At 67.5% G+C, this 23,524-nt stretch carries 24 protein-coding genes; 7 read left to right on the forward strand and 17 right to left on the reverse strand.

The window, feature by feature from the left end:
- The first annotated feature begins 68 nt into the window (after positions 1-68).
- On the forward strand, positions 69-1,070 hold the full coding sequence (locus ACM1PE_RS23460; RefSeq protein ID WP_059371380.1) for an amidohydrolase family protein: 1,002 nt from the start codon (positions 69-71) through the stop codon (positions 1,068-1,070).
- A gap of 28 nt (positions 1,071-1,098) precedes the next feature.
- Here the strand turns inward: ACM1PE_RS23460 and ACM1PE_RS23465 are convergent, their stop codons facing one another.
- The 11 genes from ACM1PE_RS23465 to ACM1PE_RS23515 form a co-directional block, all read right to left on the reverse strand.
- Positions 1,099-2,163, reverse strand: a complete 1,065-nt coding sequence (locus tag ACM1PE_RS23465; protein WP_419341122.1) for an Ldh family oxidoreductase — start codon at positions 2,161-2,163, stop codon at positions 1,099-1,101.
- A 37-nt stretch (positions 2,164-2,200) separates the two neighbouring features.
- Positions 2,201-3,763 carry a mannitol dehydrogenase family protein gene (locus ACM1PE_RS23470; protein WP_419341123.1) on the reverse strand — a complete coding sequence of 521 codons (1,563 nt, stop codon included), beginning with the start codon at positions 3,761-3,763 and terminating at the stop codon, positions 2,201-2,203.
- Between the two features lie 3 nt (positions 3,764-3,766).
- Positions 3,767-4,978: a D-mannonate dehydratase ManD gene (gene manD / locus ACM1PE_RS23475; protein WP_059371377.1), complete on the reverse strand. Its 1,212-nt coding sequence runs from the start codon at positions 4,976-4,978 to the stop codon at positions 3,767-3,769.
- A gap of 46 nt (positions 4,979-5,024) precedes the next feature.
- The gene (locus ACM1PE_RS23480) at positions 5,025-6,560 is read right to left on the reverse strand and encodes a UxaA family hydrolase (protein WP_118931348.1); all 1,536 of its coding nucleotides are present in this window, start codon (positions 6,558-6,560) and stop codon (positions 5,025-5,027) included.
- Between the two features lie 26 nt (positions 6,561-6,586).
- Positions 6,587-7,453 carry a fumarylacetoacetate hydrolase family protein gene (locus ACM1PE_RS23485; RefSeq protein ID WP_419341124.1) on the reverse strand — a complete coding sequence of 289 codons (867 nt, stop codon included), beginning with the start codon at positions 7,451-7,453 and terminating at the stop codon, positions 6,587-6,589.
- 27 nt (positions 7,454-7,480) lie between these two features.
- The gene (locus tag ACM1PE_RS23490) at positions 7,481-8,227 is read right to left on the reverse strand and encodes an SDR family oxidoreductase (RefSeq protein ID WP_306635550.1); all 747 of its coding nucleotides are present in this window, start codon (positions 8,225-8,227) and stop codon (positions 7,481-7,483) included.
- Positions 8,228-8,240: 13 nt separating this feature from the next.
- Positions 8,241-9,647, reverse strand: a complete 1,407-nt coding sequence (locus ACM1PE_RS23495) for a TRAP transporter large permease (protein WP_059371373.1) — start codon at positions 9,645-9,647, stop codon at positions 8,241-8,243.
- Positions 9,648-9,691: 44 nt separating this feature from the next.
- Entirely contained in the window at positions 9,692-10,318 is a 627-nt protein-coding gene (locus ACM1PE_RS23500) for a TRAP transporter small permease (protein WP_205736580.1), read from the reverse strand.
- Positions 10,319-10,382: 64 nt separating this feature from the next.
- Positions 10,383-11,357: a sialic acid TRAP transporter substrate-binding protein SiaP gene (locus ACM1PE_RS23505; RefSeq protein WP_059371372.1), complete on the reverse strand. Its 975-nt coding sequence runs from the start codon at positions 11,355-11,357 to the stop codon at positions 10,383-10,385.
- A 61-nt stretch (positions 11,358-11,418) separates the two neighbouring features.
- Positions 11,419-12,453, reverse strand: a complete 1,035-nt coding sequence (locus ACM1PE_RS23510) for an L-idonate 5-dehydrogenase (RefSeq protein ID WP_306635548.1) — start codon at positions 12,451-12,453, stop codon at positions 11,419-11,421.
- 40 nt (positions 12,454-12,493) lie between these two features.
- The gene (locus tag ACM1PE_RS23515) at positions 12,494-13,231 is read right to left on the reverse strand and encodes a FadR/GntR family transcriptional regulator (protein ID WP_059371370.1); all 738 of its coding nucleotides are present in this window, start codon (positions 13,229-13,231) and stop codon (positions 12,494-12,496) included.
- A 182-nt stretch (positions 13,232-13,413) separates the two neighbouring features.
- On the opposite strand from ACM1PE_RS23515, the gene ACM1PE_RS23520 reads away from it, so the two are divergent.
- The 3 genes from ACM1PE_RS23520 to pyrF are packed head-to-tail and all read left to right on the forward strand — an operon-like array spanning position 13,414 to position 16,006.
- Entirely contained in the window at positions 13,414-13,812 is a 399-nt protein-coding gene (locus ACM1PE_RS23520) for a diacylglycerol kinase (RefSeq protein ID WP_054451923.1), read from the forward strand.
- A gap of 49 nt (positions 13,813-13,861) precedes the next feature.
- On the forward strand, positions 13,862-15,181 hold the full coding sequence (locus ACM1PE_RS23525; protein WP_118931353.1) for an NAD(P)/FAD-dependent oxidoreductase: 1,320 nt from the start codon (positions 13,862-13,864) through the stop codon (positions 15,179-15,181).
- A 6-nt stretch (positions 15,182-15,187) separates the two neighbouring features.
- Positions 15,188-16,006, forward strand: a complete 819-nt coding sequence (gene pyrF / locus ACM1PE_RS23530) for an orotidine-5'-phosphate decarboxylase (RefSeq protein ID WP_054451925.1) — start codon at positions 15,188-15,190, stop codon at positions 16,004-16,006.
- A gap of 45 nt (positions 16,007-16,051) precedes the next feature.
- On the opposite strand, the gene ACM1PE_RS23535 is transcribed toward pyrF, so the two are convergent.
- The 6 genes from ACM1PE_RS23535 to ribBA all read right to left on the reverse strand — a co-directional run bounded on the left by ACM1PE_RS23535 (position 16,052) and on the right by ribBA (position 20,562).
- Positions 16,052-16,618 (reverse strand): CinA family protein, encoded by a 567-nt coding sequence (locus ACM1PE_RS23535; protein WP_059371368.1) that lies wholly within the window; start codon positions 16,616-16,618, stop codon positions 16,052-16,054.
- On the reverse strand, positions 16,615-17,121 hold the full coding sequence (locus ACM1PE_RS23540) for a phosphatidylglycerophosphatase A (RefSeq protein WP_059371493.1): 507 nt from the start codon (positions 17,119-17,121) through the stop codon (positions 16,615-16,617). The genes ACM1PE_RS23535 and ACM1PE_RS23540 overlap by 4 nt, the downstream gene beginning before the upstream one ends.
- Positions 17,122-17,177: 56 nt before the next feature.
- Positions 17,178-18,143 carry a thiamine-phosphate kinase gene (thiL, locus tag ACM1PE_RS23545; RefSeq protein ID WP_118931354.1) on the reverse strand — a complete coding sequence of 322 codons (966 nt, stop codon included), beginning with the start codon at positions 18,141-18,143 and terminating at the stop codon, positions 17,178-17,180.
- A 239-nt stretch (positions 18,144-18,382) separates the two neighbouring features.
- Positions 18,383-18,877, reverse strand: a complete 495-nt coding sequence (nusB, locus tag ACM1PE_RS23550; RefSeq protein ID WP_059371366.1) for a transcription antitermination factor NusB — start codon at positions 18,875-18,877, stop codon at positions 18,383-18,385.
- Positions 18,846-19,376, reverse strand: coding sequence for a 6,7-dimethyl-8-ribityllumazine synthase (gene ribH, locus ACM1PE_RS23555; RefSeq protein ID WP_006391339.1), 531 nt, complete (start codon positions 19,374-19,376; stop codon positions 18,846-18,848). Before ribH ends, nusB begins: the two co-directional genes overlap by 32 nt.
- Before the next feature lie 10 nt (positions 19,377-19,386).
- On the reverse strand, positions 19,387-20,562 hold the full coding sequence (ribBA, locus tag ACM1PE_RS23560; RefSeq protein ID WP_118931430.1) for a bifunctional 3,4-dihydroxy-2-butanone-4-phosphate synthase/GTP cyclohydrolase II: 1,176 nt from the start codon (positions 20,560-20,562) through the stop codon (positions 19,387-19,389).
- Positions 20,563-20,713: 151 nt separating this feature from the next.
- Here ribBA and ACM1PE_RS23565 point away from each other — a divergent pair, with 151 nt between their 5' ends.
- The 3 genes from ACM1PE_RS23565 to phnD all read left to right on the forward strand — a co-directional run bounded on the left by ACM1PE_RS23565 (position 20,714) and on the right by phnD (position 23,520).
- Positions 20,714-21,529, forward strand: coding sequence for an HAD-IIB family hydrolase (locus ACM1PE_RS23565; protein ID WP_059371365.1), 816 nt, complete (start codon positions 20,714-20,716; stop codon positions 21,527-21,529).
- Positions 21,530-21,541: 12 nt separating this feature from the next.
- The gene (locus ACM1PE_RS23570; RefSeq protein ID WP_059371364.1) at positions 21,542-22,360 is read left to right on the forward strand and encodes an IclR family transcriptional regulator; all 819 of its coding nucleotides are present in this window, start codon (positions 21,542-21,544) and stop codon (positions 22,358-22,360) included.
- 161 nt (positions 22,361-22,521) lie between these two features.
- The gene (gene phnD / locus ACM1PE_RS23575; RefSeq protein WP_059371363.1) at positions 22,522-23,520 is read left to right on the forward strand and encodes a phosphate/phosphite/phosphonate ABC transporter substrate-binding protein; all 999 of its coding nucleotides are present in this window, start codon (positions 22,522-22,524) and stop codon (positions 23,518-23,520) included.
- Positions 23,521-23,524: the final 4 nt, after the last annotated feature.

Below are 23,524 nucleotides of genomic sequence, written 5' to 3' on the forward strand. Positions count from 1 at the left end.
AGGCCATTTCAGCCAGCCCGATCTCGTGGCACGCCGCCGCACGCCCGACCGACTTTTTTCTTTCGCACATGACCCAAAAAATCGATATGCACGCGCACTTCTTCCCGCCGATCACCCGGCAGGAAGCGGCGGCGCTGGACCCCGTCAACGCGCCCTGGCTGCGTCTGGACGGCGGCGGCTCGACCGGCCAGATCATGGCGGGCGAACGCCCGTTCCGCCCGGTGGACGCCACCTTGTGGGACCCGGCCCTGCGCCTGCAGCAGATGGACCGCAACGGCGTGGACCTGCAGATCCTGTGCGCGACGCCCATCATGTTCGGCTATTCCTATCCCGCCCAGGCAGCGGCCGACTGGGCCGCCCGCATGAACGACCTGGCGCTGGAGCATTGCGCCCATGCGCCAGCGCGCCTGAAGGCGCTGGCGCAAGTGCCGCTGCAGGATCTGGAGCTGGCCTGCAAGGAAGCGTCGCGCGCCCGCGCCGCCGGCCACCTCGGCGTGCAGATCGGCAACCACGTCGGCCCGCGCGACCTGGACGACGAGACCCTGGTGCAGTTCCTGATCCACTGCGCCAACAACCACATCCCGGTGCTGGTGCATCCCTGGGACATGATGACCGACGGCCGCATGAAGAAATGGATGCTGCCGTGGCTGGTCGCCATGCCCGCCGAAACCCAGCTGGGCATCCTGTCGCTGATCCTGTCCGGCGCGTTCGAACGCATCCCGCGCAGCCTGAAGCTCTGTTTCGCGCACGGCGGCGGCAGCTTCGCCTTCCTGCTGGGCCGCGTGGACAATGCCTGGCGCCATCGCGACATCATCCGCCAGGACTGTCCGCAGCTGCCCTCTTCCTACACCGACCGCTTCTACACCGACAGCGCGGTGTTCGACCCGCGCGCGCTGCGCCTGCTGATCGACGTGATGGGCGAAGACCGGGTGCTGCTGGGTTCCGACTATCCCTATCCGCTGGGCGAGCAGGAAGTGGGCAAGCTGGTGACGCACGCCGGCCTGCCGCCGGAAGTGCAGCAGAAGATTCTGAGCCGCAACACGATGGAATTCTTCGGTCTGGTCCCCTGACGCTTCTTGCGTAGAGGGACGGCTGCGATCAAGCCTGGGCCTCCGCCGGCGTGAACGGCGGCGGAGCAAGCCCCAACCTGGCGCTCCATTCGGCCATTTCAGCCTTCAAGGCCGGCGGCACCGGAATCCCCGCGGCCTGGCGCTGCGCCTGCGAGGCCAGTTCCGGATCGCCCGGCATGCGTGGCGATCCGGGCTGTTCCGCCAGTTCGGCCGCCATGCCCGCCGCCACGGCGGCCAACGTCGCGCCGCCCGCAAACCGGGCGGGATCGATGACGATGAAGAACGCCCCGAGTTCGCGCGGACGATCCAGCTGCTCGTACATGGGACCGATGTGCGGTCCATGGGGATTGCCGTTGAGCGGCCCGCACAAGAGTTCGACCATCATCGCCAGGCCGTAGCCCTTGTGGCCGTAGTCGCCGCCCAGCGGCGACAAGGCGCGGACACGCTCCGCGTCGGTCACGTTCCGCCCCTCGGCATCCAGCGCCACGCCAGCGGGCAGTTCGGCGCCGTCGCGACGCGCGTTCATGACCCGGTTCCACGGGATTGAAGTCGTCGCCATGTCCAGGCACAGGGGCTCGCCATCCCGCCTGGGGAAAGCGAAGGAAATGGGATTGGTGCCGAAATATGGTTGCCGGCCGCCGAACGGCGCGGCAATGGCGTCGGAATGCGTGTAGGCCATGCCGATCAGCCCTTGCCGGGCGGCCGCGCGCGTGTACAGGCCGATGGCCCCGCAATGCGACGAATCGCTGACGCCGACCGCGCCCACGCCCGCCTCGCGCGCCAGCGCCATGGCCGTCTGGCTGGCGCGGTGCGCCACCACGATGCCGTGGCCCCTGCCGCCATGCACCTGCGCGGTGGCCGGCCCGCTCTGTTCGATACGGATTTGCGGCCGCGCCAGGATCGAGCCATGGACGACGCGGTTCAGATAGTGCGGCAGCCGCGCGATGCCATGGGAATCAATGCCCCACAAACTGGTCTGCGCCAGGCTGGATGCCAGGCAGCGGGCATCGTCTTCGTTGAAATCCAGACGCCTCAAGCACGCCTCGCCCCATTGCTGCCACTGCGCCGCGTCCACGCATTCCCGCCTTGCCATGCTGTGCTCCTTGTGGATGCCGGCGCGCCGCCAGCAGTCAAGCGGCCGGCACGGGCTGCGCGGAACCTTGCCGGGCCGCGTCCCGCTCCAGCGCCTCCAGCGCGCCCAGCACGCCGAGCGTCCGCAGACGTTCCAGCTGCAGGGCCAACGCCTCGACAAAGACGGGCTTGCTGCCCAGGTCGCCGAAAACAGGCCGGAATCCCGCCATCACCGTGGCGCGCCGATGCGCTGCCTGGGAGGGAGCCGAAGCCGTTGCGGCGACCTCGGCGCGCGCCAGCAATTTGGCAAGCGCGCCTGCCAGCGGATCCTGGATGGCATAGGCGTTGCCCTGCTCGTCGTATCCGCGCAAGTAATGCAGCCAGGCGGCCACGGACATCGCCAGCCGGTTGAAATCGTCGCCCCGCTGTTTGCGGTCGCGGATGGCGGCGAGCAGGCGCTGCGGCACCTTCTGCGAACCATCCATCGCGACCTGCCGGGTGAGGTGCGGCAGCGCCGGATTGGACACGCGCGCCAGGAAGCGCTGGCGATATTCATCCAACCCCGACTCCGGAACGCCGCGCAGCGTGGGCGCGAGTTCCAGCCGCATCATGTCGTCGACGTAGCGGCGCAACACCGGCGTGGCGGCGGCCTCGCTATTGGTGCGCAGGCCCAGCATCGAACCCAGGTACGCGAATGCGGAATGCGGCGCGTTGACCATGCGCAGCTTGAGGCGCTCGTAGGGCGCGGCGTTGCGTACGAAGCTCGCGCCGGCCGCGTCCCAGGCGGGCCGGCCGGCGGCAAACTTGTCCTCGATGACCCAGTTCAGGAAGGGTTCTCCCACCACCGGCCAGGCGTCCTCGAATCCCAGGCGCTGCGCCACGCGCGCGCGGTCTTCGTCCTGCGTGCCCGGCACGATGCGGTCCACCATGGAGTTCGGAAAGGTGCAGTGGTTGTCGATCCATGCGGTCAGGCCCACGTCGACCCGCAATGCGAACGCCAGCACCAGGCTGCGCAGCGTGTCGCCGTTGGCGTGCAGGTTGTCGCAAGACAGCAGCGTGACGGGAGGCAGGCTGCGTTCGCGCCGCAGCGCCAGGCCGTACACCAGCATGCCGATGGTGCTGCGCGGCCTGACCGGATGCGCGAGGTCGTGCACGATGTCCGGGTCGTCCCAACACAAGTGGCCGGTGGACGGTTCGTGGCTGTAGCCCTTCTCGGTGACGGTCAGGCTGACGATGCGGGTCTGGGCGGAGGCAATGCGCTCCAGCACCGCCTGGGGATCTTCCTCGGCCACCACCACCCGCAGCACCGACCCGATCACCCGCAGCTGTTCCCGCAACTGCCCGTCCGCGTCGGCGTCGCGCAGCGCCAGGGTGTACAGGCCGTCCTGCGGCGTCAGCGCGTCGCGCGTGGCCGGGCTGCGCAGCGAAACGCCCACGATGCCCCAACTCAAGTCCCCGCTGGCGGCCATGGCCAGGTCCGTCACCGCCGCCTGATGGGCGCGGTGGAAAGCGCCTATGCCCAGATGCACGATGCCGGGCGTGACCCGGCTGCGGTCATAGGCGGGAGATTCCACATCCTCGGGCAGATGCGCCAGGGACTCCGAGTTCAAGCGTTCGAGCATGGATTACCAGTGCCATAGTGCGCCATCATGCGCCTGCCGGTTGACCGGCAGGTAGGCGCGTTGGTAGGGATATCTGGCGGCGAGCTTTTCGTCGATGTCGACACCATGGCCCGGCGCGTCGCCAGGGTATAGCATGCCTTGGTTGAAGCTGTAAGCATGGGGAAACACCGCGTCCGTTTCGTCCGTGTGCCGCATGTACTCCTGGATGCCGAAATTCGGCACCCACAGGTCGAAGTGCAGCGCCGCGCCCATGCAGGCCGGCGACAGGTCGGTGGCGCCATGGCAGCCGGTCCGCACCTGATAGAGCGCGGCCAGATCGGCGATGCGGCGCAGATGCGTGATGCCGCCCGCATGCACCACCGTGGCGCGGATGTAGTCGATCAGCTGGTTCTCGATCAGGTCCTTGCAATCCCAGATGGTGTTGAAGACTTCGCCCACCGCGATCGGCGTGACCGTGTGCTGGCGGATAAGGCGGAAGGCTTCCTGGTTTTCCGCGGGCGTTGCGTCCTCCATCCAGAACAGGCGGTAAGGCTCCAGCGACTTGCCCAGGCGGCCGGCCTCAATGGGCGTGAGCCGGTGATGCACATCATGCAGCAGGTGGGTGTCCCAGCCCACCGCATCGCGCACCCGCTGGAACAGGCGCGGCGCGTGGTCCAGGTATTTTTCCGTGGACCAGTCATGTTCTGACGGCAGCGAGCCGTCGGCGGGTTCGTAGAACATGCGGCCGCGCCCCACCCCGTAGACCGAGTTCAGGCCCGGCACCCCGCTTTGCGCGCGGATGGCCAGGTAGCCCATTTCGCGGTAGCGCAGCACCTCGTCCACGGTTTCGTCGATGTCGCGGCCATTGGCGTGGCCGTAGACCATGACGCCCGAGCGGCTCTTGCCGCCCAGCAGCTGGTACAGCGGCATGTTGGCGGCCTTGGCCTTTATGTCCCACAAGGCCGTGTCCACGGCAGCGATGGCGGACATGGTGACCGGACCGCGCCGCCAATATGCGCCGCGGTACAGGTACTGCCAGATATCCTCGATCTGCTGCGGATCGCGGCCGATCAGGCAGGGAATCACGTGCTCGGTCAGGTAGGCCGCCACGGCCAGTTCGCGGCCGTTGAGCGTGGCATCGCCGATGCCGTACAGGCCTTCATCGGTTTCGATCTTCAAGGTGACGAAGTTGCGGCCGGGGCTGCAAACGATGACACGCGCTTGGGTAATCTTCATGGATGGTCCCGTGGAATGCTGGAAACTCCCGGACGGCGCCGGGCGCCTACATCACCGCGCCCAGTTGCCAGGGCACGAACTCGTTCTGGCCGTAGCCATGTTCCTCGCTGCGCGTGCGCCGGCCCGAGGCCGTTTCCAGCATCAGACGGAATATGCGCTCACCCATCCCGGCCACGCTTTGCGCGCCGTCAACCACTTCGCCGCAATTGATGTCGATATCGTCGGACTGCCGCTGCCACAGCGCCGTGTTGGTCGACAGCTTCAAGGACGGCGCGGGCGCACAGCCATAGGCCGAGCCGCGGCCGGTGGTGAAGCAGATCAGGTTGGCGCCGCCCGCAACCTGGCCGGTGGCGGACACCGGGTCGTAGCCCGGCGTATCCATGAACACCAGCCCGCGCGCGCGCACGGTTTCGGCGTATTCATACACGTCGGCCAGGCGGGTCGTGCCGCTCTTGGCGATGGCGCCCAGGGACTTTTCCAGGATGGTGGTCAGCCCGCCCGCCTTGTTGCCGGCCGAGGGGTTGTTGTCCATTTCCGCGTCGTTGCGGGCGCAGTACTCCTCCCACCAGCGCAGCCTGGCGAGCAGCTTGGCCGCGACTTCGGGCGTGGCGGCGCGCCGGGTCAGCAGGTGCTCGCCGCCGTAGATCTCCGGCGTCTCCGACAGGATGGCGCTGCCGCCATGGCGTACCAGCAGGTCCACCGCGGCGCCCAGCGCCGGGTTGGCGCTGATGCCCGAATAGCCGTCGGACCCGCCGCATTGCAGGCCCACGGTCAGCAGGCTTGCAGGCACGGGCTGGCGCTGGACGCGGTCGGCCTGCGCCAGCATGGCACGCACCAGTTCGATGCCATGCTCCACGGTCTTGCGCGTGCCGCCGGTCTCCTGGATGTTGAAGGTATGCAGCAAGCCGCTCTCGCGCAGTCCTTCCTGCTCCATCAGGCCGCCGATCTGGTTGGTTTCGCAACCCAGGCCCAGCACCAGCAGGCCCGCGAAATTGGGATGCCTGGCGTAGCCGCCCAGCGTGCGGCGCAAAAGGCGCAGGGGCTCGCCCTCGCTGCCCGTGGCGCAGCCGGCGCCATGCGTCAGCGCCACCACCCCGTCCACGTTGGGATAGGCGGCCAGCGCTTCCGGATGGATGTCGCGGCGGAAATGGTCGGCAATGGCGCGCGCGGCGGTAGCCGAACAGTTCACGCTGGTGAGGATGCCGATGTAGTTGCGCGTGGCAACGCGACCGTCGGCGCGCACGATGCCGTCGAACTGCGCGGGCGCGTCGACGTAGTCGGTGGCGCGCGCGTCGGCGCCCACGGCGTAATCGCGCTCGAAGTCGGAGAACTCCAGGTTATGCGTATGGACATGCGCGCCAGGCGCGATGTCGCAGCGCGCCACGCCGATGATCTGGTTGTAGCGCCGCACCGGCTCGCCTGCGGCGATGGCGCAAGTCGCCACCTTGTGCCCTGGCGGCACCAGGCCGCGCACGACGACGTCTTCGCCGGCCAGGCGCGTGCCGCCGGCCAGCTGGCGTCTGGCGATCACCACATTGTCCGCCGGGTGGATGCGTATGACCGCGGTATCGGTTTCAGACATGAATGCCTCCTGGCGTTCTCGCGCCGCTAGCCGTCGATCAGCGCAGGGTCCCAGGCGTGCACGCGCTGCCGCTGCTCGCCCAGGCCGGCAATGCCCAGTCGCATCTCGTCGCCGGCCTTCAAGTACACGGGCGCCGGTTTCTGGCCCATGCCCACGCCCGGCGGCGTGCCGGTGCTGATCAAGTCGCCCGGGTACAGGGTCATGAAGCGGCTGACGTAGGACACCAGCTGCGCCACGCCGAACACCATGGTGCGCGTGCTGCCGTTCTGATAGCGTTTGCCGTTGACGTCCAGCCACATGTCCAACGCCTGCGGGTCGGCGATCTCGTCGGCGGTGACCAGCCACGGGCCGACCGGGCCGAAGGTGTCGCAGCCCTTGCCCTTGTCCCAGGTGCCGCCGCGCTCGATCTGGTATTCACGTTCGGACACGTCATTCACCACGCAATAGCCGGCCACGTGGTTCATGGCGTCTGCCTCGCTGACGTAGCGGGCCCGCTCGCCGATCACCACGCCCAGTTCCACTTCCCAGTCGGTCTTGACGGACTCTTGCGGCAGCACCACCGGATCGTTGCAGCCGACCACGGCCGAGGTCGGTTTCATGAACACCACGGGCTCGGCCGGCACTGGCAGGCCCGACTCCGCTGCGTGGTCGGCGTAGTTCAGGCCGATGCAGATGAACTTGCCCATGCCGCTCCAGGGCGGCGCCAGGCGGCCCGGGCGATCCACCAGCGGCAGGCTGGCCGGGTCCAGCGCGCGCAGCGGCGCAAGGCCCGCGCGCGTGAGCGTGGCGGCGCCTATGTCCGGCAGGACCGCCGACAGGTCCCGCACCTGCCCGCGGGCGTCCAGCATTCCGGGCTTCTCCGCGCCCTTCGCACCATAGCGCAACAGTTTCATCGCATGTTCCTCATGTGTAGTGAATGTTCAGTTGGACCAGCCGCCGTCGATGACCTGGGCCGTGCCGGTGGTGAAGGCGGACTCGTCGCTGGCAAGGTACACCGCCAGCAGGGCGATTTCCTCCGCGCTGCCGATGCGGCCCATGGGTTGGCGGGCGACGAAAGCGGCCTCCACCGCGGCCAGCGTCTGCCCGCCGGCGCTGGCCTGCGCTTCGATGCGCTGGCGCAGCGAAGGCGATTCCACCGTGCCCGGGCAGATGGCGTTGCAGCGTATGCCCTGCCCGACGTAATCCGCCGCCACGGACTTGGTCAGCCCGATCACCGCCGCCTTGGTGGCGCCATAGACGCAGCGGTTGGGCGCACCCTTGATGCTGGACGCCACCGAGGCCATGTTGACGATGGAGCCGCCGCCACGCGCCAGCATGCCGGGCAGGCAGGCGCGGATCATGCGGTACATGGATTTCACGTTCAGTTCGAACGAGAAGTCCCAGGCTTTTTCGTCGCAGTCCAGGATGGTCCCGGCATGCACGAAACCGGCGCCGTTGAACAGCACGTCCACCGGTCCGGCCTCGGCGGCCAGCGCGCCGATGGCGGCGGCGTCGGTCACGTCCAGCGTGCGGCGCCGGCATCCCGCCAGCGTCTCCAGCGCGCCGCCGTTGATGTCCAGCGCCAGCACGTCGGCGCCTTCGCGGACGTAGGCCTCGGCCACGGCGCGGCCGATGCCTTGCCCTGCGGCGGTGACGATGGCGGTCTTGCCTTGCAGCCTTCCAGTCATGACGTCTTCCTTTTTACTTGGCCATGCCCATGACGCCGGGCAGCCAGAGCGTGATCTGAGGGATATAGGTAATGGCGATCAGCGCCACGAACAGCGGCACCAGCCACGGCAGGATCGCAACCGTGGTCCGTTCCACCGACAGCTTGGACACGCGCGCCAGCACGAACAGCACCATGCCCATGGGCGGATGCAGCAGGCCGATCATCAGGTTCAGCGTCATGATCAGGCCGAAATGGATCGGATCGATGCCCAGCTTGAGCACGATGGGCAGCAGGATCGGCACCAGGATGGTGATGGCGGCAATGGTGTCGATGAAGCAGCCCACGATCAGGATCAGGACGTTGGCCATCAGCAGGAACACCCACTTGTTCTGCGTCACGCTGAGAATGCCGTCGGTCAGCGCCTGGGCCGCCTGGGTGGTGGTCAGCAGCCACGCGAACACCGAGGCGGCGGTGACGATGAACAGCACCGAGGCCGTGGTCTCGATGGTGTCGAAAGTCGCTTTGGCCAGGGTCCGCAAGGTCATGGAGCGATAGCGCACCAAGCCCAGGAACAGCGCCCAGATCACCGCAGCAACGGCGGCCTCGGTGGGCGTGAACCAGCCCAGCGTCATGCCGCCGATCAGGATGACGGGGGCCATCAGCGCCATCACCGCCGAGAAGTTGTAGCGCCAGTCCAGCGCCAGCAGCACGGCAAAGGCGATGCCTGCGGCCAGGTTGGCCGACACGCCGGCCTCGGTCATCAGCCAGATCGCCAGCGGGAAGGCCAGCACGATGCCGACTTCCAGCCCGGCGGCGCCCAGCCGCTTCCAGTCGAAGGACACATCGCCGCCCCAGTTGTTGCGGCGCGCGTAATAGGCCACGGTCAGCATCATCAGCACGGTCAGGACCGCGCCGGGGATCAGGCCGGCCAGGAACAGCGAGCCGATCGACACGTTGGCCATCATGCCGTAGATGACGAAGGGCAGCGACGGCGGGATGATGGGCCCCAGCGTGGCCGAGGCAGCCGTCACGCCCACCGCGAACTCGGTCTCGTAGCCATGGTCCTTCATGGCCTTGATTTCGATGGTGCCCAGGCCCGCGGCGTCGGCGATGGCGGTGCCCGACATGCCCGCGAACACCACCGAACCGATGATGTTCACCTGCCCCAGGCCGCCGCGCATCCAGCCCACCAGCGCCACGGCGAAGTTGTAGATGCGGCCGGTAATGCCGGCGATGTTCATCAGGTTGCCGGCGAGGATGAAGAACGGCACGGCCAGCAGAGGAAAGGACTCCACCCCCGCGATCATGCGCTGCGCCACCACCACGTCGGGCACGCTGCCCGAAATCAGCACGAACAGCAGCGATGCGCCCGCCATGGCCACCGCCACCGGCAGGCCGAAGATCATCAACAGCAGAAAGGTTCCGATCAGTATGCCCATGTCTCGCTTCCGGTTGTCGTTGTCGGATTCCGGGGCTGCCCCGGCTAGTCCTGCGACTCGTAGGCCGCGGGGTTTTCCAGGATGGAGTAGCCCTGGCGCCAGTTGCAGACGGACACCTGCACCGAGCGCAGGAACATCAGGACGAATCCCGCCAGCGCCATCCAGTAGACATAGGCCTTGTTCCAGAACAGCGTGGTCATGGGCTCGTCGCCCACCAGTACGATGTAGCGGTAGGTGAGCCACACGGCATAGCCGAAGAACGCCGTGCGCAGCAGGTCGATGATGGTAGCCAGCGCGCGGCCGACGGGGCGCGGCAGGTAGCGGTACAGGAAGTCCACCTGGATGTGGCGGCAGGCGCGCACGCACATGGACGAGCCGATGAACACTACGCCGATCAGGCAATAGACGGCCAGTTCCTCGGTCCAGGCGTAGGAGTCGTTAAGCACATAGCGCGAAAAGAACTGCAGGAAGACCAGCAGCGCCATGACCCAGAATATGCCCAGGCAGATCCAGTCCTCGGGCTGGTAGCCCGCCAGGCTGACCTCGTGGCGGTCGGCTTCCTCGAAACTCTGGACGATCTCCTGCGCCGTGGCGGGCGGCTGGTGCCCCGCGGGATGGACAGGGTTGCTGCTGGCGGCCGCCATCACGGCGGCCTTGGCATCGGAATGCATGGCGTTCCCCTTGTGCGGAATCGGACGGGTCGATGCGGGGCCGCCCGGGCGGCCCCGGGCGCGCTTACTTCACGGCCTGGATCCGTTCCCAATCCGATTTTTCGTAGCCGTACTGCTTGAACGGCACTTTCTCCAGCACGGTGTCGCGGAAGTCCTGGACGTTCACCTCCGCCACGTTCAGGCCGCGCTTGCGGAACACTTCGACCATTTTCTTCTCGCTTTCGGCGACCTCGGCGGAAGCCTTCTCGGCCGCCTGCTGCGCCACTTCGGCGAAGATCTTCTTGTCCTCGTCGGACAGGCTCTTCCACAGCTTGCCCGAGATCACCGTGTTCAGGTGATCGACGATATGGCCCGTGAGGATGATGTTCTTCTGCACTTCGTAGAACTTCTTGGCCTCGATGGTGGTGAGCGGGTTCTCCTGCGCCTCCACGGTCCCGTTCTGCAAAGCCAGGTAGACCTCGGCGAAGGCGATCGGCGCGGTATTGGCGCCGCAGGCGCGCGGCATGGCCAGATAGGCGGCCACGTCAGGCACGCGGATCTTCAGGCCTTTCATTTCGGAACACTTGGTGAAGGGCCGGTTGGACGTGGTCTGGCGCGTGCCGTAGTAGGTGGTGGCGACGATGTGGTTGCCGCTTTTCTCGTCGTAGCCGCGCGTGAGTTCCTTGTAGATATCGCTCTTGGTGTAGGCGATCAGGTGCTCGGGATTGCGGAAGATGTAGGGATAGTAGGTGACGCCGATGCGGGGAAAGCTCTTGGCCGCGAAGCTGGAGCCCGAGATGATCATGTCCACCGTGCCCAGGGTCAGGCCCTGGTTGATGTCGTTTTCCTTGCCCAGCTGCGAGGCCGGGTATACGTCGATCTGGTAGCGGCCGTTGGTGCGCTTGCCGATTTCCTGCGCCGCCCAGACGGAGGCGGTATGGAAGGGTTCGGATGTTTCGTACACGTGGGCCCACTTGAGCTTGGTCTGCGCCATTGCGCTGCCGCTGGCGGCGAGCGCCAGGGCGGCGACCAGCGCCTTGACGGCGTTGCCTAGGTTCATGTCGTCTCCTCGTTGTTTTTTGAATGCCCGGCGTGGCGGCCCATGGTGAGCCGCCAGCGGGTCACGCTTCAACTACAAGTTGCACCTTGGTACTGCGACTGCGATCCGCCGCCAGCTCGAAGGCCTCGACCGCCTGCGACAACGGCAACTGCGCGCTCATCAGGGGCCGCACGTCCACCTTGCGCGTACGCAGATAGGAGACGGCCCAATCGAACTCCACGCCCGCGCGGAACGCGCCGACGTAGTCGAGCTCCCGCGCCATGATGTTGTTGGCCGGAAACGCGATGCCCTCGGCGGGCAGCGTTCCCACTTGCACAATGCGGCCGCCGCGCCGCGTCGCCGTCAGGCAGGTCGCCAGCGCCGCAGGGCTGCCGGCGGCCTCGATGCTGATGTCGGCGATATCGGCCAGGTCGGCGGGCGCGAGCTGGTCGCTGCGTACGGCCTCGTCGGCGCCGACCTGACGGGCCATGTCCAGCGGCCGGTCGGCCACGTCCGCCACCGTCACGTGGGCCGCGCCCGCCAGCCTGGCGGCGAGCACGGTCATGCAGCCTATGGTGCCGCCACCCGTGACCAGCACGCGCTTGCCCATCATCGGACCGGCCCGGTTGACGCCATGCAGTCCGATGGACAGCGGCTCGGCACAGGCGATCTCGCCCAGCGTGACGTCCGCTTCCGGCACCGGCGTGAGTTGGCGTTCGCCCATCACGAAGCGCTCGCGGAACATGCCTTGCACGTGCGGATAGATGCTGGCGCTGCCGAGAAAGCGCATGCTGCGGCACAGATTGTCGCGGCCGGCACGGCAGTAATCGCAGCCCCCGCAAGGGTGGGAAGGATTGATGGCGACCTTCATGCCCGGCGCTACCGACTTCACGGCATCGCCCGTGCGCAGCACCACCCCGGATGCCTCATGGCCGGGAATCAAGGGTTCGCGGATGACGAAGGCGCCCACGCGGCCATGCAGGAAATAGTGCAGGTCGGATCCGCAGATGCCGGCTGCGCCCAGCCTCAGCTCCACTTCGTGCGGCGCCAAGGGCGCGACTTCGTCCGGTTCCAGGCGCAAATCGCGCGCCCCGTGGATGCGACAGGCCAGCGTCATGACGACTTGCTCCTTGGCATTGCGGACGGCCGTAAGGCGCTCATGGTTCCGCCTGCTCCCGGCTGTCCAACGGCAGGCCGGACGCGTCCGCGCCGGGCCAGCTTGCGGTAAGGCGGTCATGCGAGCAGGCCAGATGGTGGTGCATGGCGGCGCGCGCGCCGCGGTCGTCGCCGGCGCGGATGGCGTCGATCACCTTGCGATGTTCGGCGATGGCGGCCTCCCAGCTGGAAGGATTCTCGAAATAGTCGCCCAACTTCACGGACAGCGGATTGTGGCGCTCGTCGAACAGTTCGCTCACCACGCGCACCAGCACGGCGTTGTTCGCCATTTCGGCGACACGCAGATGGAACAGCCGGTCTCCGCGGATCGGCACATTGCCGGCCAGCGCCTCGTCTTCCATGGTGCCGACGGCTTCGGCCAACCCGTCCACCAGAGCGGGCGTATTGCGCAACGCGGCCTGTGCGGCCAGTTCACCTTCGATCACCTGGCGGGCGCGTATGGTTTCCAGCGGGCTTTCGGCGGTCAGGCTGGCGCGCGGCCCGCCCGCCAGGCTTTGCACATAGACGCCCGAACCCATGCGGACTTCCACCCAGCCTTCGACCTCCAGCGCGATCAGCGCCTCGCGCACCGAAGGGCGCGATACGCCGAGCTTGAGCGCGAGATCGCGCTCGGGCGGCAAGCGCGCGCCGGCCGGAAACTCACCCGACTCGATCAGCAGGCGAAGCTGGTCGGCGATCTGGCGATACAGGCGGCGGGGTTCGATGGTCTGGATGGGCATGGACTGCGGGTGTACCGGTGGACAAGTCAGGCCAAAAGGTAAAGTGGCCTTACCAATTGACCAAATCTTGCGCCGGTCCCGGATGCGTCACAATTAGGGTTTGCCCAAAGATGCGCGCGATGGCTTCGCGGGCAATGCATATCTGTTAAAAAGCCGCCACACCCAGCCCATTTTCCGTACCCATGTCACAGAATCCGCATCATTCGCCCTACAAGAGCACCGGCGGCCTGCGCCGCATCCTGAATGCGCTGCGCTACTCCCTGCAGGGCCTGCAGGCGGCCATCAAGTACGAGGCGGCTTTCCGCCAGGAGCTGGCGCTGGCCGTCCTGATGATCCCGGCCGCGTTCTTCCTCGGCCGCACCACGGTTGAAGTGTTTTTCCTGGTGGGCACGGTGATCATGGTGCTGGCGGCGGAGCTGCTGAACTCCGCCATCGAGGCGCTGGCCGACGCGCTTTCCGTCGAATCGCACCCGCTCCTGGGGCGGGCCAAGGACCTGGGCAGCGCCGCCGTGATGTTGCTGCTGATCTTCGCCGGCACGGTCTGGGTCGGCGTGGCCATCAGCCGATTCGTCATGCATTGACACGGCTAGTCATCTCCTGGGAGATGCGCCGCTATTTATACTGGAAGCCATGATGCCTAGATCGACGCCCGACTCCTCTGAGCGCATTGTCATCGTCGGCGGCGGCGCCGGCGGCCTGGAATTGGCAGCCAAGCTGGGCCGCGTGCATGGCCGGCAGCACATCACGCTGGTCGACAGCCGCCCCTTCCATATCTGGAAGCCTTCGCTGCACGAAGCGGCCGCCGGCACGCTGGACATCCACCAGGAAGGCCTGTCCTATCTGATGCTGGCCCACATGAACGGGTTTTCGTTCGCGCAGGGCCGCCTCGAACACATAGACCGCGAGCAGCGCCGGATCACGGTGGACGCCGTGAACGACGCGCAAGGCCAGGAAGTCCTGCCGCGCCGCGAACTGGCCTACGACACGCTGGTGCTGGCCCTGGGCAGCACGTCCAATTTCTTCAATACCCCTGGCGCGGCGGAACACGCGGTCACGCTGGACTCCACCGAGAACGCGGAGCAGTTCCGCCTGACCATGCTCAAGGCCATGGCCCTGGTGGACCAGGCCAAGGTGCGCAATCCTTCGGCCCGGCTGGATCTGGTGATCGTGGGCGGCGGCGCCACGGGCGTCGAGCTGGCGGTGGAGCTGGTCGAGGCCAGCCACGTGGTCAGCGCCTACGGCCTGCCGAATTTCCGCGCCGAACGCGATCTGGCCATCACCCTCGTGGAAGGCGCCCCGCGCATCCTGTCGGCCCTGCCCGAGAAAATCTCGGTCGCGGCCACCAACCGCCTGACGGAACTGGGCATCCGGGTGGAAGCGTCCTGCCGGGTCTCGGAAGTCACCGCCGACAGCGTCAAGACGGCCGACGGCCGCGAATTCCCGGCCCAGCTATGCATGTGGGCGGCGGGCATCCAGGGCCCGGCCCTGTTGGCCGACCTGGACCTGCCGCTGAACAAGGTGGGCCAACTGGAAGTCAATGAACGGCTGGAAACCGCCGATCCGCACATCCTGGCGCTGGGCGACTGCTGCGCCGCGCCGTGGCGCGACGGCCGCAGCGTGCCGGCCCGCGCCCAGGCCGCGCATCAGCAGGCGGACTACCTGGCCAAGAAGCTCACCGCGCGCCTGCGCCATACGCCCGAGCCCACCGCGCCCTACGTCTACGAGGACCACGGTTCGCTGGTGTCGCTGGGCCAGGACGCCGGCGTCGGCAGCCTGATGGGCAAGCTCGCCGGACGAGGACTGTTCGTAAGCGGTACACTGGCACGCCTGATGTACATGAGCCTGCACCTGATGCACCACAAAGCGGTGCTCGGCATCTCGCGTACCGCCTCCCTTGCCCTGGCCCGCCTGCTCATGCGGCGCACGCGCCCGCGGGTCAAACTGCACTGAACTCCCATGAATTTCCTGCAAAAACTCGAACACGCCTGGACCACCAGCAACTCGCTCCTGCAAGTCGGGCTGGATCCCGATCCGCAGCGCTTCCCCCGCGAACTGCAGGACAAGCCGGACGCCATCTTCCAGTTCTGCCGCGACATCGTGGACGCCACCGCGCCCTATGCCTGCAGCTTCAAGCCGCAGATCGCCTACTTCGCCGCGCACCGCGCCGAAGACCAGCTGGAAGCGCTGTGCCAGCACATCCGCGAAAAGCATCCCGACCTGCCCATCGTGCTGGACGCCAAGCGCGGCGACATCGGCTCCACCGCCGAAAACTACGCCCGCGAAGCCTACGAGCGCTACCAGGCGCACGCGCTGACGGTCAGCCCCTACATGGGCCTGGACTCGGTCGAGCCCTATCTGGCGTGGCGCGACCGTGGCGTGATCGTGCTGTGCCGCACCTCCAACCCCGGCGGTTCGGACCTGCAATTCCTGAAGATGGACAATGGCGAGCCGCTGTACCTGCACGTCGCGGGCCTGGTCGCCGACAAATGGAATGCCAACGGCCAGTGCGGCCTGGTGGTGGGCGCGACCTTCCCGAATGAGCTGGCCGCGGTGCGCGCACGCATCGGCGACGCGGTGCCCCTGCTGGTGCCGGGCATCGGCGCCCAGGGCGGCGACATCACCGCCACCGTGAACGCGGGCGCCAACGCGGCCCGCAGCGGCATGATGATCAACTCGTCCCGCGCCATCATCTACGCCAGCGGCGGCGACGACTGGCGCGAGGCCGCCGGCACGGCGGCCAAGGGCCTGCGCGACGCGATCAACGCGGTGCGCTGATCCGGCACGGGGGCCTCGCGCCCCCAACCGCGCAAGCCCAGTCCTTCAGCGCCGGTTGACCGGCGCTCCCAACAATTCCAGCAGCCCGCGCAGCGCGTAGTCCACCGCCGCCTGGCGCACTTGCGCGCGGTCGCCCGGGAACACGTGTGTGACGGCGCGGCTGCTGATGCCTTCGCCCGAACGCTGCGCAAAGCCAAAGCACACCATGCCCACCGGCTTGCCCGGCGTCGCGCCGCCCGGCCCGGCGATGCCGGTCGTGGACACCGCCACATGCGCGGCGGGGGACGCCAGCAGCACGCCGTTGGCCATCTCCAGCGCCACCGGTTCGCTGACGGCGCCAAAGTGATGCAAGGCATCGGGCGACACGTCCAGTTCAGCAACCTTGGCTTCGTTGCTGTAGGTCACGAAGCCGCGCTCGAACCAGTCGCTGGAACCGGCCACCGCCGTCATCGCCCCGGCCAACAGGCCGCCGGTGCAGGATTCCGCCGTGCCCAGCATCCAACCCTTGCGCCGCAGCGTTTCGCCCAGCCGTTCGGCCAGCGCCAGCGAGGTGGCTTGCGCCAGCTGTTCGGCCGACAGATTGGGCCGGGTGCTTTCTTGTTGTCCGTTCATCCCAAGACTCCTGTGCGCACGACCAGCGCCATGATCAGCAGGGCATATCCGGCCGCCACGATATCGTCCCACATCACGCCGAAACCGCCCTTGATGTGGGCGTCGAAGAACTTGATGGGAGGCGGCTTGACGATGTCGAACGTGCGGAACAGCACGAACGCCAGCGCCTGCGGCAACCAGCCCGCGGGCGTCAGCCAGAGCACGAGCCAGAACGCCACCATCTCGTCCCAGACCATTCCGACATGATCCGACTGCTGGAGTTCACGGCCGACGCGATGGCAGGCCCAGCAGCCGTATAAAAATGCCAGCGCCAGGAATGCGCCGATCGCCCAGTCCGACGCGGCGGGTGCCGCGGCGACCCAGATTGCCCAGGCCAGCAGCGTGCCCCAGGTGCCGGAGGCCGGCCGGATCAGGCCGCTGCCGAAGCCGAACGCGATGAGCCGGCCCGGATCGCGGCAGACCCAGGACAAGGGCGGGTAGGCAGTCCGGGCGCGGTCGCGCATGGAGGTAGGACGGTTGTCGGTGGACGGCATGGGTATGCGGGTTGGGACGCGGCGGATCAGGCCGCGGGAAAATGATCGAAACCGGCCGGCAGGTCGTTCAGGGGCTGGCCCTGGCCGTCCAGCACGGACAGGCCCGGCTGCGCCTGGATCTGCCCCACGCGCGTCACGCGCGCGCCGGCCGCAGCCGCCGCCGCAAGCACGGCCTCGCGCCGGGAGGCGGGCGCGGTAAAGCATAGCTGGTAGACGTCGCCGCCACCCAGCACCGCGCGGCGCAGCGGCGCTTCTTGCAGGCCAGTCAGGGCGGGTGACACGGGCATTGCGGCGTAATGCAGCGTGGCGCCCACGCGGCTGGCAGCCAGGATATGGCCCAGGTCCTGCAGCAGTCCGTCGGAAATGTCGATGGCGGCGTGGGCGATGCCACGCAAGGCCAGGCCCAGCGCTACCTGAGGCTCAGGCCATTCCAGCGCGCCGCGCGTCGCCGCGAGCAGCGCCGCATCGGCAGGATACTGCCCGTCCAGCAGGCGGTAGGCCACGTCGGCCGCCCCCAGCTCTCCGGATACCCAGATGTCGTCGCCAGCCTGGGCGCCATCCCGGCGCAATGCCCGCCCGGCAGGCACGCCGCCGAACACGGTGACGCTGATGGCAAGGTCATGCGCGCTGCGCGTCGTGTCGCCGCCGATCAGCGGGCAGCCATGGGCGGCGGCCAGCGCGTGGAAGCCTTCGGCGAACGCCGCCAGCCAGGGCTCGTCCAGCCGCGGCAAGGCCAGGCCCAGCACGCAACCGATGGGGCGCGCGCCCATGGCGGCCAGGTCGGACAGGTTCACCGCCAGGGCCTTGTGCCCCAGCGACTTCGGATCGACATCGGGAAAGAAATGGCGGCCTTCCAGCAGCAGGTCCGTGCTGGTGGCCACCTGTTCGCCGGGAGGGACCGGAAACAGGGCGCAATCATCGCCCACGCCCAGCAGGCCGGCAGGAGCCGCGCGGGTGAAATAGCGCGCGATCAAATCAAATTCGGACGCCAAGGCAACTCCGCAGTCCGGCACGGCAGGCCGGCATTGAAACCCACGGGGGCTTGCCGCCCCCACAAATCATGCGGCGCGCCCCGCAACTCGGAAGAAACCCCAACCCACTCCTCGCGCGGCAAGACCTCGCGGCAAGAAACAGGTGCCCCCCCAATCCGGGCCGCGCGGATCCGGCTCCGCCGGTCCGCAGCGGCGCCCCCCTGGGGGGGAAGCGCGCAGCGCTTCGGGGGGGGGGGGAATTACCTCTTATTGACTTCGTGGGCGCGCACGTCGGCCGCCAGCTTGTCGAGCACGCCGTTGACGAACTTGAAACCGTCGGTGCCGCCGAACGATTTGGCCAGTTCGACAGCTTCATTGATGGCGACCTTGTACGGCACTTCGACATGATGGATCAGTTCGAAGCTGCCGATCAGCAGGATGCCATGCTCGACAGGCGACAGTTCGGCCAACGGACGGTCGACGTAGGGCGTGAAACGCTGGCGCAGCGCGGGCGCTTCGCGCAGCACGCCATGCAGCAAGGTCTTGAACCACTGCGCGTCGGCCTCGGAAAAATCCTCGGTGTCGCGCAGATGGGCGTCGATCTCGCCGGCGTCCTGCGTGCCCTCGCCGCCGCGCAGCAGCCACGCGTACACGCCCTGCAGGGCGAATTCGCGTGCACGGCGGCGCGCGCTGCGCGCGTTGGCGCGGGCCTGCGCCGCGCTATCAGCGCTGGTCGTCGTCTTCTTCGTCGTCAAAATCTTCGTCCTCGTCTTCGTCGTCTTCGTCTTCTTCCTCGGGCTCCAGGGCCGCCACCAGGTTGGCCATTTCAACGGCCACCTGGGCGCAATCGCGGCCCTTGCCGGCCGCGCGCGCCTGCGCCTGCTCGTCGGTATCGACGGTCAGCACGCCGTTGGCGACGGGGATGCCGGTTTCCAGGGAAATACGGGTGATTGCCGTGGCCATTTCATTGCTGACCACTTCAAAGTGATAGGTCTCGCCGCGGATGACCGCGCCCAGCGCGATCAGGGCGTCGAATTCAAACGTTTCGGCCATGTGGGACAGGGCCACGCCCAGTTCCAGGGCGCCCGGAACGGTGGCGACCATGACGTCGCGCTCGTCCACGCCCAGTTCGGCCAGTTCCTTCAGGCACGCTTCGAGTTCGGCCTGGCCGATTTCCTCGTTGAAGCGGGCGCGTACGATGCCGATGTGCAGCCCTTCGCCGTTCAGGTCGGGGGTAAGGATGTAAGGGTTCATAGGTCGGCCTTCAGTGTGTTGCGGGAGTATTCGGAGGGTCGCAATCGTAACCCGTAATGGTGAGCGAGAAGCCCGCCATGCTGGGCATCTTGCGCGGGCGGGCCAGCAGCTTCATCTGGCCCACGTGCAGGTCACGCAGAATCTGGGCGCCAATCCCGTAGGTACGCAGGCCGTAGCGGTCGGCATTGCCGGGGTTGGCCTGGGCCTTCGGATCGTTCCAGCCAGCGATCTGACCAAACAGGTGTTCCGTGGACGACTGGCAGTTCATCAGCACCAGCACCCCGGCGGGTGCGGCCGCGATGGCCTGCAAGGCCTGCGCCACGCCCCAGCTATGCGGGCTGGCGCCAGTGTCCAGCACGTCCAGCACGGAGGCCGGCTCGTGCACGCGCACCAGCGTCTCGGCGTCGGGAGTCACGTTACCATGCACCAGCGCCAAATGGGCGGAGCCGGTGGCGGCGTCTTCATAGGCCACGGCCTCGAATTCGCCCCAGGCGGTCTGCATCGTGCGCTTGCCCACCCGCTTGACGATGGATTCGTGTTCGCTGCGGTACTGGATCAGGTCGGCGATGGTGCCGATCTTCAGGCCGTGTTCGCGGGCGAACTGCACCAGGTCCGGCAGGCGGGCCATGGTGCCGTCGGGCTTGAGGATTTCGCAGATCACGGCGGCGGGCGTCAGGCCGGCCATGGCGGTCAGGTCGCAGCCCGCCTCGGTGTGGCCGGCGCGCACCAGCACGCCGCCGGGCACGGCGCGCACCGGGAAGATGTGGCCGGGCTGGACCAGGTCAGCCGGCTTGGCATCGCGCGCCACCGCCACCTGGATGGTGCGGGCGCGGTCAGCGGCCGAAATGCCGGTCTCGACGCCTTCGGCGGCCTCGATCGACTGGGTGAAGTTGGTGCCGTAGCGCGTCCCGTTGCGGGCCGCCATCAGGGGCAGATCGAGCTGGCGGCAGCGCTCTTCGGTCAAGGTCAGGCAGACCAGGCCGCGGCCGTGCGTCACCATGAAGTTGATCGCTTCGGGCGTGACGAATTCGGCGGCCATGACCAGGTCGCCCTCGTTTTCACGGTCTTCCTCGTCAACCAGGATGACGATGCGGCCGGCGCGCAGCTCGGCGATGATCTCGGCAACCGTAGCGATGCCGAAGGATTCCGGCTCGGAGCCGGGCAAAGGGGACAACTGGACGGACATGGCGGGCACGTAAACCAGGCGGGAAAGCCCGGATTTTACCGCTCCTGGAGGCGGAACCCCTATCCGGCCCTGCCAGCCCCGCCAGCCGGGGGTGTCCGGTAAACTTTCGCCCGGAGACCACCCCTTAAAAACCGAGCCAAGGAAACCCCACATGCAAGCCCTTGCGGCCATGCCTTTGACCGTCGCGGCGGCCGTCCGCGTCGTGCTGACCGACATCGACGACACGCTGACCACCGAAGGCCGCCTGCCGGCGGACGCCTATGCGGCGCTGGAACGCCTGGAACAGGCCGGCATCCAGGTCGTGCCCATCACCGGCCGCCCGGCCGGCTGGTGCGACCACATCGCCCGCATGTGGCCGGTGCGCGCCGTGGTCGGCGAAAACGGCGCCTTCTATTACGCCTACGACCGCCAGGCCCGCCGCATGACCACCCACTACTGGACCGACGCCGCCTCGCGCCAGGCCAGCCGCAGGAAGCTGGACGCCATCCGCGACCGCGTCCTGGCCGAAGTGCCCGGCGCCGCCGTGGCCAGCGACCAGGACTACCGCGTGGCCGACCTGGCCATCGATTTCTGCGAGGACGTGCCCGCCCTGCCCGATTCCGCCATCAGCCGGATCGTCCAGATCTTCGAGGAAGCCGGAGCCCAGGCCAAGGTCAGCTCCATCCACGTCAACGGCTGGTTCGGCGACTACGACAAGCTCACCATGACGCGCACCATGTTCCAGCGCGAGTTCGGCGCGGACGTGGCCGGCGCCCTGGACAGCACCCTGTTCATCGGCGACTCGCCCAACGACGAGCCCATGTTCGCCTACTTTCCGATTTCGGTCGGCGTGGCCAACATCCAGGCCCAACTGCACCGCCTGACCCACCGCCCCGCCTTCGTCGCCGCCCACCATGGCGGCGCGGGCTTCGTCGAAATGGCCGACCGGCTGCTCGCCGCGCGGTCCACCCAAGCACAGCCGGCCTGAGGTCCGCACACCGTGGCGACATCCCCTTCCGCTTCCTCCCCGGCCGCCAACGACGGCCGCCGCAGCATCCAGTCGATCGAGGTGGGCGTGCCGCTGCTGGCCGCCCTGGTCGACGCCGGCAAGCCCCTGACCCTGCGCGACCTGGCCGCGGGCGCCGGCATGACCTCGGCCAAGGCGCACCCCTACCTGGTCAGCTTCATCCGGGTCGGCCTGGTGCAGCAGGACGCCATCACCGGCCAGTACGAGCTCGGCCCCTTCGCCCTGCAGATGGGGCTGGTCAGCCTGCAACGCCTGGACCCGGTGCGCGTCGCCATGCCGGAGATCGCCAAGCTGCAATCGGAGATCGGCCACACCCTGGGCATTGCCGTGCTCGGCTCGCACGGCCCCACCATGATCCACATGACCGAGGCCAGCTACCCGGTCCACGTAAACATGCGCAAAGGCACGGTGATGTCCATGCTGCACACGGCCACCGGCCTGGTGTTCGCGGCCTGGCTGCCGCCCAAGGTCAGCGAACACTACATCGCGCGCGAGGAAGGCGACACCGCCGTCATCGCCAGCACGCCGCCCCCGCGCAAGGCCTCCCGCGCCAATATCGAGGCGCAGCTGGCGGACATCCGCGTGCACGGCATGGCGCGCGCGCTGGGCAACCCGCTGCCGGGCGTGGACGCGCTGTCGGTCCCGGTTTTCGACAACACCGGCAACATCGTCCTGGCCCTGACCAGCCTGGGTCCCACCGGGCTGTTCGACGTGGCATGGGACGGCGCCATCGCCCGGCCGCTGCTGGCCTGCGCGCAGGAAATCTCGCGCAAGCTCGGGCACCGGAGTTGACCGGATGAAATTCGCGCAAAAACGAACATAAATCGAACAAAGCGAACAAAAGCCGAAAAGAAACACAGGGACTTTCCCGAGTGCGTCCCCTCCTCTTCCATGTTTGAATTCAGGTTGAATTAAGTGACACGTCACACAAACAAAGAAAGAGGAGACACAAGATGCAAGCTCTGCGCCTGCTTCAAGCGGCTACGCTGGCCGCCTTCGCCCTGGGTGCGTCCGCCGCGCAAGCCGCCGACGCCTGCCCCAACCGCGGCGACCTGGACCAGATGTACTGCGACGCCAACAAGGACCTGGTGGCCGACACGCCCACCGATCCGGCCAAGCTGAAGACCCCGTCCACCCTGGTGTTCACCTACACCCCGGTGGAAGACCCGGCGGTCTACGAAGACATCTTCAAGCCCTTCACCAAGCACCTGTCCGAATGCACGGGCAAGCGCGTGGTGTTCTATCAGGTGCAAAGCAACGCCGCGGAAATCGAGGCCATGCGCTCGGGCCGCCTGCACGTGGGCGGCTTCTCGACCGGCCCCACCGCCTTCGCCGTGAATATCGCGGGCGCAGTGCCGTTCGCGGTCAAGGGCTATGCCGACGGCTTCCAGGGCTACAACCTGATTGTCATCGTCAAGAAGGACAGCCCCTACCAGAAGCTGACCGACCTCAAGGGCAAGAAGCTCGCGCACACCGCGCCGTCCTCGAACTCTGGCCACATGGCGCCGGTGGCGCTGTTCCCCAAGGAAGGCCTGACCCCCGACAAGGACTACAAGGTCATCTTCTCCGGCAAGCACGACCAGTCTGTCATGGGCGTGAACTCCGGCGACTACGACGCCGCGGCCGTGGCCTCGGACGTGTTCAAGCGCATGGTCGAGCGCGGCCAGGTCAAGGAAGCCGACTTCCGCGTGATCTACAAGAGCGAGAAGTTCCCGACCTCGTCGTTCGCCTACGCGCATGACCTGGAGCCCAAGTTCCGCGACCAGATGCTCAAGTGCTTCTACGACTACCGCTTCCCCGCGGAAATGTCCAAGGCCTTCGACGGCGCCGACCGCTTCTATCCGGTGACCTACGAGAAGGACTGGGCCATCGTGCGCCAGGTCGCCGAATCGGGCGGCGAAAGTTTCAACCGCGCTGCCTACGACCGCGAATCCGCCAAGAGCAAGAAGTAATTCC

Origin of the sequence: Achromobacter sp. PD1, assembly GCF_048541815.1 — a bacterium.
Lineage (GTDB): Bacteria > Pseudomonadota > Gammaproteobacteria > Burkholderiales > Burkholderiaceae_B > Achromobacter > Achromobacter bronchisepticus_A.

Bases quoted from the DNA above. Each gene is read 5' to 3' on its own strand.
- ACM1PE_RS23460 (WP_059371380.1), top strand. From the start codon at position 69: ATGACCCAAAAAATCGATATGCACGCGCACTTCTTCCCGCCGATCACC.
- ACM1PE_RS23465 (WP_419341122.1), bottom strand. From the start codon at position 2,163: ATGGCAAGGCGGGAATGCGTGGACGCGGCGCAGTGGCAGCAATGGGGC.
- ACM1PE_RS23470 (WP_419341123.1), bottom strand. From the start codon at position 3,763: ATGCTCGAACGCTTGAACTCGGAGTCCCTGGCGCATCTGCCCGAGGAT.
- manD (WP_059371377.1), bottom strand. From the start codon at position 4,978: ATGAAGATTACCCAAGCGCGTGTCATCGTTTGCAGCCCCGGCCGCAAC.
- ACM1PE_RS23480 (WP_118931348.1), bottom strand. From the start codon at position 6,560: ATGTCTGAAACCGATACCGCGGTCATACGCATCCACCCGGCGGACAAT.
- ACM1PE_RS23485 (WP_419341124.1), bottom strand. From the start codon at position 7,453: ATGAAACTGTTGCGCTATGGTGCGAAGGGCGCGGAGAAGCCCGGAATG.
- ACM1PE_RS23490 (WP_306635550.1), bottom strand. From the start codon at position 8,227: ATGACTGGAAGGCTGCAAGGCAAGACCGCCATCGTCACCGCCGCAGGG.
- ACM1PE_RS23495 (WP_059371373.1), bottom strand. From the start codon at position 9,647: ATGGGCATACTGATCGGAACCTTTCTGCTGTTGATGATCTTCGGCCTG.
- ACM1PE_RS23500 (WP_205736580.1), bottom strand. From the start codon at position 10,318: ATGCATTCCGATGCCAAGGCCGCCGTGATGGCGGCCGCCAGCAGCAAC.
- ACM1PE_RS23505 (WP_059371372.1), bottom strand. From the start codon at position 11,357: ATGAACCTAGGCAACGCCGTCAAGGCGCTGGTCGCCGCCCTGGCGCTC.
- ACM1PE_RS23510 (WP_306635548.1), bottom strand. From the start codon at position 12,453: ATGACGCTGGCCTGTCGCATCCACGGGGCGCGCGATTTGCGCCTGGAA.
- ACM1PE_RS23515 (WP_059371370.1), bottom strand. From the start codon at position 13,231: ATGCCCATCCAGACCATCGAACCCCGCCGCCTGTATCGCCAGATCGCC.
- ACM1PE_RS23520 (WP_054451923.1), top strand. From the start codon at position 13,414: ATGTCACAGAATCCGCATCATTCGCCCTACAAGAGCACCGGCGGCCTG.
- ACM1PE_RS23525 (WP_118931353.1), top strand. From the start codon at position 13,862: ATGATGCCTAGATCGACGCCCGACTCCTCTGAGCGCATTGTCATCGTC.
- pyrF (WP_054451925.1), top strand. From the start codon at position 15,188: ATGAATTTCCTGCAAAAACTCGAACACGCCTGGACCACCAGCAACTCG.
- ACM1PE_RS23535 (WP_059371368.1), bottom strand. From the start codon at position 16,618: ATGAACGGACAACAAGAAAGCACCCGGCCCAATCTGTCGGCCGAACAG.
- ACM1PE_RS23540 (WP_059371493.1), bottom strand. From the start codon at position 17,121: ATGCGCGACCGCGCCCGGACTGCCTACCCGCCCTTGTCCTGGGTCTGC.
- ribH (WP_006391339.1), bottom strand. From the start codon at position 19,376: ATGAACCCTTACATCCTTACCCCCGACCTGAACGGCGAAGGGCTGCAC.
- ribBA (WP_118931430.1), bottom strand. From the start codon at position 20,562: ATGTCCGTCCAGTTGTCCCCTTTGCCCGGCTCCGAGCCGGAATCCTTC.
- ACM1PE_RS23565 (WP_059371365.1), top strand. From the start codon at position 20,714: ATGCAAGCCCTTGCGGCCATGCCTTTGACCGTCGCGGCGGCCGTCCGC.
- phnD (WP_059371363.1), top strand. From the start codon at position 22,522: ATGCAAGCTCTGCGCCTGCTTCAAGCGGCTACGCTGGCCGCCTTCGCC.